The sequence below is a fragment of the Ensifer sp. genome (assembly GCF_035999185.1).
Lineage (GTDB): Bacteria > Pseudomonadota > Alphaproteobacteria > Rhizobiales > Rhizobiaceae > Ensifer.
In genome coordinates this window covers 104786-116608 of sequence record NZ_DASYHB010000170.1, presented here as the reverse complement: position 1 = coordinate 116608, position 11823 = coordinate 104786, and the positions used below count along the sequence as shown (strand labels likewise).

The 11823-nt window shown below is 63.0% G+C and carries 9 protein-coding genes; 7 read left to right on the top strand and 2 right to left on the bottom strand.

Annotation, left to right across the window (positions count from 1 at the left end; all coding sequences use genetic code 11):
- The first annotated feature begins 39 nt into the window (after nt 1-39).
- Complete coding sequence (locus VGO04_RS22000) at nt 40-1260, top strand: adenylate/guanylate cyclase domain-containing protein (protein WP_327498077.1); 1221 nt, start codon at nt 40-42, stop codon at nt 1258-1260.
- 4 nt (nt 1261-1264) lie between these two features.
- Here the strand turns inward: VGO04_RS22000 and VGO04_RS21995 are convergent, their stop codons facing one another.
- Complete coding sequence (locus VGO04_RS21995) at nt 1265-1564, bottom strand: DUF6074 family protein (RefSeq protein ID WP_327498076.1); 300 nt, start codon at nt 1562-1564, stop codon at nt 1265-1267.
- Nucleotides 1565-1899: 335 nt separating this feature from the next.
- Between VGO04_RS21995 and VGO04_RS21990 the strand changes: the two genes are divergently transcribed.
- The 3 genes from VGO04_RS21990 to VGO04_RS21980 all read left to right on the top strand — a co-directional run bounded on the left by VGO04_RS21990 (nt 1900) and on the right by VGO04_RS21980 (nt 6140).
- Entirely contained in the window at nt 1900-3618 is a 1719-nt protein-coding gene (locus VGO04_RS21990; RefSeq protein ID WP_327498075.1) for an ABC transporter ATP-binding protein, read from the top strand.
- A gap of 96 nt (nt 3619-3714) precedes the next feature.
- Nucleotides 3715-5277, top strand: coding sequence for a D-aminopeptidase (locus tag VGO04_RS21985; RefSeq protein WP_327498074.1), 1563 nt, complete (start codon nt 3715-3717; stop codon nt 5275-5277).
- A gap of 68 nt (nt 5278-5345) precedes the next feature.
- The gene (locus VGO04_RS21980; protein ID WP_414650582.1) at nt 5346-6140 is read left to right on the top strand and encodes a pseudouridine synthase; all 795 of its coding nucleotides are present in this window, start codon (nt 5346-5348) and stop codon (nt 6138-6140) included.
- Between the two features lie 60 nt (nt 6141-6200).
- Here VGO04_RS21980 and VGO04_RS21975 read toward each other — a convergent pair whose 3' ends face one another.
- On the bottom strand, nt 6201-8027 hold the full coding sequence (locus tag VGO04_RS21975) for an adenylate/guanylate cyclase domain-containing protein (protein WP_327498073.1): 1827 nt from the start codon (nt 8025-8027) through the stop codon (nt 6201-6203).
- 314 nt (nt 8028-8341) lie between these two features.
- On the opposite strand from VGO04_RS21975, the gene VGO04_RS21970 reads away from it, so the two are divergent.
- The 3 genes from VGO04_RS21970 to VGO04_RS21960 all read left to right on the top strand — a co-directional run bounded on the left by VGO04_RS21970 (nt 8342) and on the right by VGO04_RS21960 (nt 11524).
- Entirely contained in the window at nt 8342-9319 is a 978-nt protein-coding gene (locus tag VGO04_RS21970) for a tripartite tricarboxylate transporter substrate-binding protein (protein WP_327498072.1), read from the top strand.
- 227 nt (nt 9320-9546) lie between these two features.
- Nucleotides 9547-10008 carry a tripartite tricarboxylate transporter TctB family protein gene (locus VGO04_RS21965; RefSeq protein ID WP_327498071.1) on the top strand — a complete coding sequence of 154 codons (462 nt, stop codon included), beginning with the start codon at nt 9547-9549 and terminating at the stop codon, nt 10006-10008.
- Nucleotides 10009-10018: 10 nt separating this feature from the next.
- Nucleotides 10019-11524, top strand: a complete 1506-nt coding sequence (locus VGO04_RS21960) for a tripartite tricarboxylate transporter permease (RefSeq protein ID WP_327498070.1) — start codon at nt 10019-10021, stop codon at nt 11522-11524.
- Nucleotides 11525-11823: the final 299 nt, after the last annotated feature.

The following is an 11823-nucleotide window of genomic DNA, read 5'->3' as shown; positions in this document are numbered from 1 at the left end:
ACATCATCATTAGCCGACGTCGGCCGAGCGGGATACGCCATGAACGACCAACAGCTACGCGATATCGTGCTCTGGCTTTCCGAACAGGGCCTGAAGGGGCTGGACGAGCCGGAGCTGTTTGCCGGCTTCTGCGAGCAGTGTCGCGCGGCCGGTCTCGACCTTGCCCGCGCGCTCGGGCTGATTGACACGCTGCATCCGGAATTCGAGGGCCGCGCCTTCCAGTGGAACGATGAAAGCGACATCACGCCGGAGGTCATCCAGTATGCCTCGACGACGACGGGCGAAGCGCTGCTGAACTGGCAGAACTCGATCTTCTACCACATGCTCCGCGACCGGACGGCGGAGCGCCGTATCCGGCTCTCGGCCGACGAAGGGACCACCTACAACATTCTGGACAAGCTGAAAGGTGAGGGTCACACCGACTGCGTCAGCATGATCCACCATTTCACCGACCAGGGCCGCATCGGCGAAATGGACTGCTTCTATTCCTATTGGACCACGCGGAGAGAAAACGGCTTCAGTGAGGAAGATGTTGCTGCGCTCCGAATCCTGCTGCCGACCCTTGCGCTTGCGGTCAAGGCGGGCTCATGCGTGCGCATCATCGGGACGCTGGCAGACGTCTATCTCGGCGCCGACGCCGGCCAGCGCGTGGTCAAGGGCAGCATTGCCCGCGGAGAGGCGGAGCGCATCGAAACGGTCATGTGGTTCTCGGACCTGCGCGGCTATACGCGCATCTCCGACACTGCCGCCCCGGACGAGATCATCCCGCTCCTCAACGACTATTCGGGAACGGTGATCACAGCCGTTCACGACCACGGCGGCAGCGTGCTGAAGCTGATCGGCGATGGCGTGCTGGCGATCTTCAATGCCGCCGACCCGGCCCGGGCCTGCGCCAACGCGATCGGCGCGGAACGGCAATTGCGGCGAATGCTGGCGGAACTCAACGCGCGCCGGCGCGAGGCCGGCAAACCGGTCACCGATGTCTATCTGGGTCTGCACATTGGCGAAGTCTTCTACGGCAACATCGGCAGCCAGACGCGCCTCGATTTCACAGTCGTCGGTCCTGCTGTCAACGAGGTCAGCCGCATCTCGTCGATGTGCCGGTCCGTCGAACGGCACATGATCATGTCGTCGGATTTCGTCGAGGCATGCCCGCCCGAAGAGCAGGCCCATGCGGTCTCTCTTGGGCGCTTCGCCCTGCGCGGCATCGCCCGGGCAAAGGAGCTCTTCACCTGGGATCCGGAACTGCCCGTGAGCTGACGGATTACTGGCTCATCACGCCGGCGGAAAGGCGCGAGAGGTGGCGGTGCTGCAGTTCTGTCTGCACCTCGTCCTGGAAGACCAGCACCTGATGGCGCACTTCGTCTTCCGAGCATCCGCAGGCGAAAAGCTCGTCCGCCAGGGCGCGGCACCGGCGGCGCCAGAATTGCAGCGCTTCGGCCCCGTGCAGGTCTTCAAGCTCGGCAGCGGCGCTGCGGATGGCATGCAATCTCCTCACCACCGGAAACGGAACGATGGTGCTCGCGTTGGTTTCCGTTGCTTCCACTGACTGATTGCCTGCCATCGTCTCGTTTGCCCCCTGGACTTCGTGCATTGACGCGAACGCACAAAGACGCCCCACGCGTATCGATCTCGAGCGTATGTGCCGCTCCCGGTGTCCCCAACCGAGGGCGATTTGCTCTACTGATTCCATTTCTACGAAGCCTATGGTTAACGTTTCCTTCCCTTCGGTACCGAAGTGAAGCGATTGGGCCTGACGGCGTGCGGGAGACCGACGGCGTCGCGCGCAAGACACTCTTTTTAAGCTTTTCCGGGTTGGTTTCGATCTGAAAACATGACATTGAAAATCATCTTTCTATGCGCGCCCCATGGCGCCCCGCCCCCAGTGAGTGTACGTGCATGCTGAAGCGCTTCTTCGCGTTCTACCGCCCCTACCGTGGGCTGTTCATCCTCGACTTTTCCTGCGCCGTTCTGTCAGGCCTGCTCGAGCTCGGCTTCCCTATCGCGGTCAAGCTGTTCGTCGACCAGTTGCTGCCGAGCCAGGAATGGACGCTGATCCTGCTGTCGTCCGTCGGGCTGCTCTTCGTCTACCTGCTCAACACCGGTCTGATGGCGACGGTTACCTATTGGGGCCACATGCTCGGCATCAACATCGAGACGGACATGCGGCGCATGGCCTTCGACCACATGCAGAAGCTCTCGTTCTCATTCTTCGACAACCAGAAGACCGGCCATCTCGTGGGGCGTCTGACCAAGGATCTCGAAGAGATCGGCGAGGTCGCGCATCACGGGCCGGAAGACCTGTTTATCGCCGTCATGACCTTCATTGGCGCGCTGGCGCTGATGCTGATGGTGCATTGGCAACTGGCGCTGATCACGGCCGCCGTCGTGCCGCTGACCGCCTGGGTCACCAGCCGCTATGGCGGACGGATGACGAGGAACTTCCGCAACCTCTATGGCCGGGTCGGCGACTTCAACGCCCGGATCGAGGAGAATGTCGGCGGCATGCGCGTCGTCCAGGCCTTTGCCAACGAAGAGCACGAGCGCAGCCTGTTTGAAACCGACAACCAGAACTATCGCCGCACCAAGCTCGAGGCCTACCGCATCATGGCCGCCAGCACGTCGCTCAGCTACATGAGCATGCGGCTGACCCAGCTGATCGTGATGATCACCGGATGCTATTTCGTCCTCACCGGCGAGCTCACCAACGGCGGCTTCGTCGGCTTCCTGCTTTTGGTCGGCGTCTTCTTCCGGCCGGTCGAGAAGATCAACTCGGTCATCGAGACCTATCCGAAGGGAATTGCCGGCTTCAAACGCTTCCTGGAGCTGATGGAAACCGAGCCCGACATCGAGGATCGCCCCGGTGCAACCGCCGTCGCCGGGCTCAAGGGCGATATCACCTACAGCAACGTCTCTTTCGGCTACAGCGCCGAAAAGCCGATCATCCAGAACATCGATCTGACGATCCACGCCGGCGAGACGATCGCCTTCGTCGGCCCGTCGGGGGCCGGCAAGACGACGATCTGCTCGCTGCTACCGCGCTTCTACGAGGTGAGCGCGGGGTCGATCACCGTCGACGGCACCGATATCCGCGACATCACGCTGTCGTCGCTGCGTGGCCAGATCGGCATCGTGCAGCAGGACGTGTTCCTCTTTGCCGGCACCATTCGCGACAACATCGCCTATGGACGCCTCGGCGCAAGTGAAGCCGACATTCTGGATGCGGCCCGGCGCGCCAAGCTCGACGGCATGATCGCCGCCCTGCCCGAGGGCATGGACACCGTGATCGGCGAACGCGGCGTCAAGCTTTCCGGTGGGCAGAAGCAGAGGCTGGCGATCGCCCGCATGTTCCTGAAGAACCCGGCGATCCTCATCCTCGACGAGGCGACCTCAGCACTCGATACGGAAACCGAACGGGCTATTCAGCAATCGCTTGCCGAACTGTCCAAGGGACGCACGACGCTGATCATCGCGCACCGGCTGGCAACGATCCGCGACGCCGACCGCATCGTCGTCGTCGATGGCAGCGGCATTCGTGAGCAGGGGCCGCATGCAACGCTGCTGGCCGCCAAAGGCGCCTACAGCCGGCTTTACCACGCGCAGGCCGCCGCCGTCTGATCCGGGCCCAAGTTGCGGCATTGCAAGTGAACGGAGGGGGCGATACGAACGAAACGTATTCGCCCCTGCCCTTCGCTCGATTGATCAATCCGCGCCATGAACACATTGGACCTTTCCGCGCTTGAGCGCGCCGTTACAGCCCTCCCGCAGCACTATCCGGGGCCCGGCGGCGTCGTGGGTGTCGTGAAGGATGGCGAGGTCCTCTTCCGTCACGCCTGGGGCTATGCCGACCTGACCGCGCGCAAGCCGTTGACGGCCGCGACCCGGATACCGATCTGCTCGATCACCAAGCAGCTCACCTGCGCCGTCCTGCTGGATACGGTCGGTGACCCGGCGAAGCTCGATGGCGCTGTCCGCGCCTACCTGCCACATCTGGAAGGCCCGCACCCGACGGCCGCCCAGCTGTGCCACAATCAGTCCGGGCTTCGGGATTACTGGGCATTGACGGTGCTACAGGGTGCCAAACACGATGGCATCTTCCGCCGCGAGGATGCGCTGCCACTTCTGTCGCAGGCGCGCTCGACGCATTTCGAGCCGGGCACCCGCTACTCCTATTCCAACGGTAATTTTCGCATTCTTGCGGATCTCCTCGAAGAGCATACGGGCCGCTCGATGGCAGAGCTCTATCAGCGCCTCGTCTTTGATCCCTCAGGCATGCAGACTGCGGCGCTGACGGCCGATACCAGCCATCCGCCCGACGGCATCGTCGGCTACGAAGGCAACGAGGCGGTTGGTTACTTCGAAGCGGTCAACCGCATTTATTGGGCCGGCGACGCCGGTGTCTCCGCTTCGCTCGACGACATGCTGTCCTGGGAGCGTTTCATCGACCGAACGCGCGAGGAGGCGGACGGCCTTTACCGCCGCCTTTCGGCACCGCAGTCCTATGTGGACGGCCACCCGGCAAATTACGGCTTCGGGCTAGCGCATGAATTGATCGGCGATGTGTCAATCACCGGCCACGGCGGCGCCTTGCGCGGATTTCGCAGCCGCAGGCTTTATGCGCCGTCCGAACGCCTTTCGGTGGTGGTGATGTTCAATCACGAGGCGGACGCACATGCCGCAGCAACGGCGCTGATGAAGGTTGCGCTCGGCCACCAGGATGCCCAAGTCACAACGGGCACCTGGGACCCGCAAAACTTCGGCAGCTATCTGGACGCGGAGACGGGACTGGCACTTGTCGCGAGCCCACTTGGCCCCTCCCGCGTCGCCCTGCAGTTTGCCACGTCGCCCGAGACCCTGGCCATCGACGCGGCCGGCGTTGCACGTTCGGCTGCCGTCACGCTGTCGCACGACGGTGCCAAGCTTCGCATGGAACGCACAAGGGAGAACCTGGCGGTGTCCGCCGTGCGCATCTCCGGAACGCCGCTGGCCGATATCACCGGCCGGTACCATTCGCCCGAACTCAACGCCCAGGTCGACATCACCACGACCCAGGGCGTCCTTTATGCCGGCTTCGACGGTTCGCTCGGCACCGGCGCCATGCACGCGATGCGGCCACTTGCCGAGGATGTCTGGCTTCTGCGCTGCAAACGGTCGATGGATGCACCGGCCCCCGGTGACTGGACCGTGCGCGTCCGGCGCGATGGACAAGGCAAAGTGAGTGGGCTGATGATCGGCTGCTGGCTCGCGCGCCGGATCGAATATGCCAAGATCGGCTGATGCGCGCCGGTGGCTTTTGCGCGGAAAACGGACCGAGCAGACGCGTCTGTGAACTGAAAGAGACCGACGTGAGACAAAAGCGATCAACAACCACACGCGATATGGCCAGCCGCAAGAAGGAAGGCGACGCCGGCAAGCGCGTGACGATTGCCCGCGCGCTTTCCAAGCTCGGCTACTGTTCACGCACGCAAGCCGAAAAGCTGGTGCTTGAAGGACGCGTGAGCGTTGCCGGACGCAAGACGACGGACCTGACGCTCTGGGTCGATATCGACAAGGATCGTATCGCCGTCGACGGTAAGGCTGTGCTTGCCGAGGAGAAGGTCTACCTGATGCTGAACAAGCCACGTGGCCTCGTCACCACCCGGCACGACCCGGAGGGCCGCCCAACGGTTTTCGAATGCCTTGACGGCATCGACACAACGCATCTTTCGCCCGTCGGACGCCTCGACAAGGCAAGCGAAGGGCTGCTGCTCTTTACCAACGACACAGTTCTTGCCCAGCGCCTGCTCGACCCCGAAAGCCACCTCGGCAAGATCTACCACGTACAAGTCGCCGGGCAGATCGAAGACGGCCAGTTGGCGCGAATGGTCTCGGGCATCGATGAAGGCGGCGAGACGCTCCGGGCGGTCCGCGCCACCCATTTGAGGGGCGGTGACAAGAACAGCTGGATCGAGGTCGAGCTTGACGAGGGGCGCAACCGCCAGATCCGCCGCATGCTCGACGCGCTCGGATTCGACGTGCTGCGGCTGCTGCGGGTCTCGATCGGGACGATCGCTCTCGGCGATTTGCCGAAAGGCGCGACCCGCGCCCTTACCGCCGAGGAAATCGCCTACCTGAGGAACCGTACTGGCATAGAGCCATAAGCGCCCGGATCCAGTCTTGGGCTGACCCACAGTTGCCACCGCTGCCGATTGTCAGGCGGGCTACCTCAAACTTTCAGCGCCAGATTGGTTCTCGATGCGCGCCCTTGTCGCCCGCATCGTCTCGGCAAACCGCGGCAGCGGCCGCAGCCCATCGAGGTCGTTGTCGTTTTCCATCCATACCAGCAACTCCCGGCTCATCTTCGGCGCGATGCGCTCGAGTGCTTCGAGTGCTGCTTCAGCGTCTCCGCTGATTGCCCAGGCGCAGACGAGGTTTGCCTGGAGCTGGATGTTGTCGGGCTCCAGCAGGCTCGCACGGGATGCCCATTCATGGGCACGCTCGCGGTCGCCGAGCAGCGCAAGAATGCCGGCACCATGCCCGATCGCGCCGCTATGGTCCGGCTCCGACGCCACGATGCGCTCGATCCTTCGAAGCGCACGGCGACAGGCCTCGAGCGCGCCCGGCTCGTCGCCCTTGCCCTGATAACACTGGATGACCATGGCGGCCGCATTGTAGTCGGCAGGGATCAGCCATGCCGCCCTTTCGAAGTGGCGGATGGCGTCATCGAAGCGACGCTGCACGAGGAACGTCCGGCCGGCGGCGAGATTGCTCGCATAGTCGTCCGGGTCGAGTTCAAGCGCGGTCGCGCATTGCCGCTCGGCTGCGTCGAAATTTCCGGCGTATAGAAACATCAGCGCCTTTCCGGCATGGGCACTGGCAAGTGTCGGATCGAGTTGAAGGGCGCGATCGATCTCGGCCTCGCCCGTTTCCACTCCGCCGCCGCTGCGCCGGAGGCGATTGAGCGCCTCCCCGAGAAGAGCCCAAGCGCGGGCGTTTCCTGGCTCCAGCTCCGTCACCCGGCGACAAAGACGGATGATCAGCGGCAGGTGCCGCTCGGATCCGGTGACGTTGTACTGCCGGGCGAGCAGAAACAACTTGTAGGCTTCCGGGTCGGTCGGCGCCTTTCTATCGAGCGCCTGGCGTTCCGAAGGCAGAAGCTGCAGCCGGAGTGCGTCGACGACGGCTTTCGCAAGCTCCGCCTGCAGCACAAGCACGTCCTCGATATCCCGATCGAAACGTTCGGCCCAGACGGTCGCCTCGTTCGCCCCGTCGATCAGCTGCGCCGCCATACGTATACGGTCACCGGCCCTGCGCACGCTGCCTTGAAGCACATAGGGCACCTCAAGCTGCTGGGCGACAGACCGCACGCCCTCCGTTTTCAGGCCGAAGGATGTGGCGCGTGAGATGACGGTAAGCGCTGAAACTTTGCTGAGGTCTATAATGATGTCTTCGGTCACGCCGGCGCTGAAGTAGTCCTGCTCCGGATCACCGCTCATGTTGGCGAAAGGCAGGACGCAGATGCCGATCCGCTCGCGTTTGCCTCCGGTCTCGGGTCTGATGTCGCTGCGCAAGGCAAAGACATGGACGGGTTGCTCGATGTTCTTGAGCGACACCAGCCCGAGATCGTCGAGCGCAACGTTCAGTTTTCCGGCGACATGTTCACGCACCGTGTCGGAGAGGATGATGCCGCCCGGCTCGGCAAGGGCCTGTAGCCGGGCCGCGATGTTGACACCCTCGCCGTAGAGGTCGCCCTCATCAATGATCACGTCGCCGAGGTTGAGGCCCATGCGAAAGCGAAGCCGGGGGTCGTTTCCTGCGCTCACCTTCTGGAGCGCGATCGCGCATTCGGTCGCGTCGACAGCACTTGCAAACTCGATCAGCGCGCCGTCGCCCATGAGCTTCACGATACGGCCATGATGCCGCGCCAAGGTCGGTTCGAAGCCCGCAAAGGCAGCCTTGACGCGGGCGAGCGTGCCGGCCTCGTCGCGCCCCATCAGCTTGCTGTAACCGGCGACATCCATGCAGAGAACAGCGGCCAGTTTGCGCATGACCATTTCCGTGGGGGTGAGTGTCTGTTTGCGGACGCGTATATCCCCCTTGGCGCAGTGCATCACATTCATGGACCTGAAACAAGCAACAGACGCTGCAGCACCGTCCCCGGGCGGATGGGTGGAAACCCACCCACTCGTGGAGGCATATGTTTCCAGATCCACCCAAATCGTTCGGCCGCATCTGACAAAACCCGGTCTTCGGTCGCGGAAACCGTTGTCTCAGTCGGGCTTGCACCCGCAAATGGGGCATCCAGATCCGGCGTGGGAGGAAACCTTGCCGGCTGGCCGATATTTCATCCGGGAGGACAAAGATGAAAACCCTCAATCTATTGCTCGGCGCTGTCGCCACTCTTTCCGTTTTCGCCACTTCGGCCAACGCACAGGGCTATCCCGAGCGCTCGATCACCATGGTGGTGCCCTTCTCCGCCGGCGGCCCGACGGACACGGTTGCCCGCCTCGTCGCTGAATCCATGTCCAAGGATCTCGGGCAGCAGATCATCGTCGAAAACGTCGGCGGTGCCGGCGGTACGCTCGGCGCCGGTCGCGTCGCCCAGGCCGATCCGGATGGCTACACAGTGCTGCTGCACCACATCGGCATGGCAACCAGCGCGACGCTCTACCGGAAGCTTGCCTATGACACCTTGAACGCGTTCGAATATGTCGGCCTCGTTACCGAAGTGCCGATGACCATCGTCGCCCGCAAGGACCTCGAGCCGGCCGACCTCAAGGGTCTCGTCGAATACGTCAAGGCAAACAAGGACACGGTCACCGTCGCCAATGCCGGCATCGGTGCTGCCTCGCATCTTTGCGGCATGATGTTCATGAGCGCGATCGAAACGCCGCTGACGACCGTGCCCTACAAGGGCACCGGCCCGGCGATGACCGATCTTCTCGGCGGCCAGGTCGACATCATGTGCGACCAGACGACCAACACCACGAAGCAGATCCAGGGCGGAACGATCAAGGCCTACGCCGTCACCTCGCCCGAGCGTCTGAAGGTCTTCCCGGACCTGCCGACGACGGCCGAAGGCGGCCTGTCGAACCTGCAGGTCGGCATCTGGCACGGCGTCTACACGCCGAAGGGTACGCCTGCCGAAGTGAATGAGCGCCTGTCGAAGTCGCTCCAGGCAGCACTCAAGGATCCGAATGTCGTTGCCCGTTTTGGCGAACTCGGCACCGAACCCTCGTCGGACGCCGACGCGACACCAGCGGCGCTGAAGGCCAAGCTCGAAAGCGAGATCGCCCGCTGGAAGCCGGTGATCGAAGCGGCCGGCCAGTACGCCGACTGATATTCGCTACGTTGTGCCGCGCTCTGACCACGTCGGGGCGCGGCCATCGCGGCTTTGGGTGATGCCTGGACGATGCCCCAACGACATTGAACCCGTCACCATTTGTTGACAGCTGTCAACGACACTCTGCCCAATGAGCGAATCCGGCCTCCGGTCGGCAATGCCAATGCGGGAGGCCGTTCGTCGCTCCTCGGCCGGCTACCCCGCCAGACACACATGGGGATACGATGAAATCACTCTCCTTCGACACCACCAATGCGCTCTGCGGCGGCATCCTGACGGCAGTCGGGCTGTTTTTTGCCTGGCAGGCCTTCAATCTCGAGCTCGGCACGGCCTTTCGCATGGGCCCGGGGTATTTCCCGCTGGTGCTGGCGATCATTCTGACGCTGCTCGGCATCGTCATCCTCGTGCAATCCACCCGCGTTGAGGGCGAGCCGATCGGCGCGATTGCGTTGCGCGGTATGGCTTTCATTCTGCCGGCGCCAGTCTTCTTCGGCCTGACGGTTCGCGGCCTCGGCTTCGTGCCCGCGCTCTTCTTCACGGCCCTGATCGCCTGCTTCGCCTCGGGTCGGATGACACCGCTCATGGCGCTCGCGCTTTCGGCCGGGCTGACCGCTTTCTCGGTGGCGGTGTTCAGCTACGGCCTCGGCCTGCCCTTCCAACGCTTCGGCCCCTGGGTCCAATTCTAGGAGACGCGCAATGGAACTCTTCAACAATCTTGCACTCGGCTTTGCCACAGCCGGCTCTCCCGCCAATCTGCTCTTCTGCCTCATCGGTGTCTTGCTCGGTACCCTGATCGGCGTGCTTCCCGGCATCGGTGCGACGGCGACCATCGCCATGCTGTTGCCGATCACCTTCCAGCTTGAGCCGGTTTCCTCGCTGATCATGCTCGCCGGCATCTACTATGGCGCGCAATATGGCGGCTCAACCACGGCGATCCTGATCAACATGCCGGGCGAATCCTCGTCCGCCGTCACCGCGATTGACGGCTACCAGATGGCCCGCAAGGGCCGCGCCGGTGCGGCGCTCGCGATCGCCGCCCTCGGCTCATTTTTCGCCGGCACCGTCTCGACCTTCCTTGTCGCCGTGTTTGCACCGCCACTGACGGCGATCGCGCTGCAGTTTGGTGCGGCCGAGTATTTCTCGCTGATGATCGTCGGCCTCGTCTCCTCGATTGCGCTTGCCCACGGATCGATCGTCAAGGCACTTGCGATGGTGGCGCTCGGCCTGTTGCTTGGCCTTGTCGGCACCGACATCTATTCGGGCACGCCGCGCTTCACGCTCGGCATTCGTGAATATGCAGACGGACTGAATTTCGTGGCACTCGCGGTCGGCGTCTTCGGCATCGCCGAAATCCTGCGCAACCTTGAAAACGAACGCACCCGCGAAGTTCTGATGGCGAAGGTCACCGACCTGATGCCGACCCGCGACGACTTCAAGCGCATGTTTGCACCGGTTGTTCGTGGCACCATCATCGGTTCGGCACTCGGTATCTTGCCGGGTGGCGGCGCCATCCTTGCAGCCTTTGCCTCCTACACGGTGGAGAAGCGGGTGTCGGCTCATCCCGAAGAGTTCGGCCACGGCGCCATCGCCGGCGTGGCGGGCCCGGAAAGCGCCAACAACGCCGGTGCGCAAACGTCGTTCATTCCGCTGCTCACCCTCGGCATTCCTGCCAATCCGGTGATGGCGCTGATGATCGGCGCGATGATCATCCAGGGCATCGTGCCCGGACCGAACGTTGCCACCGAACAGCCCGCCCTCTTCTGGGGCATCATCGCCTCGATGTGGATCGGCAACCTGATGCTGGTGGTCTTGAACCTGCCCCTCATCGGGCTTTGGGTAAAGCTGCTCAAGATCCCCTATTACGTGCTGTTCCCGATCATCATGGCCTTCTGCTCGATCGGGGTCTACAGCGTCAATTCCAACGTCTACGACCTCTATGCCGTCGCCTTCTTCGGCCTGGTCGGCTACCTGCTGTTGAAACTGCGCTGCGAACCGGCGCCGCTTCTGCTGGGCTTCGTGCTCGGGCCTCTGCTCGAGGAAAACCTTCGCCGTGCCATGATCCTGTCGCGTGGCGATCCGACAACCTTCGTCACCCGCCCGATCAGCGCCATCCTGCTTCTGATCGCCGCCTTGGTGCTGGTCGTCGTCTTCCTGCCAAGCGTGAAGGCCAAGCGCCAGGAGGTTTTTGTCGAGGAAGATTGAGCCTTGCCCGCCATTTCTGCGATAATAATGATATAAATCAATATTTTAATACGCCGCGCGCCCGACCGGACGCGCGGCGTTTTCGCGCCTGCGGCATTCTGCCCCTGCGCGGTTTGCCACATTGAGCTTTGTCAAGCCGCTCGCCTATCTCTGCGCTATCGAAATAGGCAGATCGGGACGGACCAAAGGCGATGACGCGCCGCGCGAGAACGAGATGGGACAGAGCCTTGCGCATTCTTTGCGCCATGGCGCTCTTTCTGCTCGGCTTCGCCCATCTCGGGCCAGCACTTGCCGCTGCT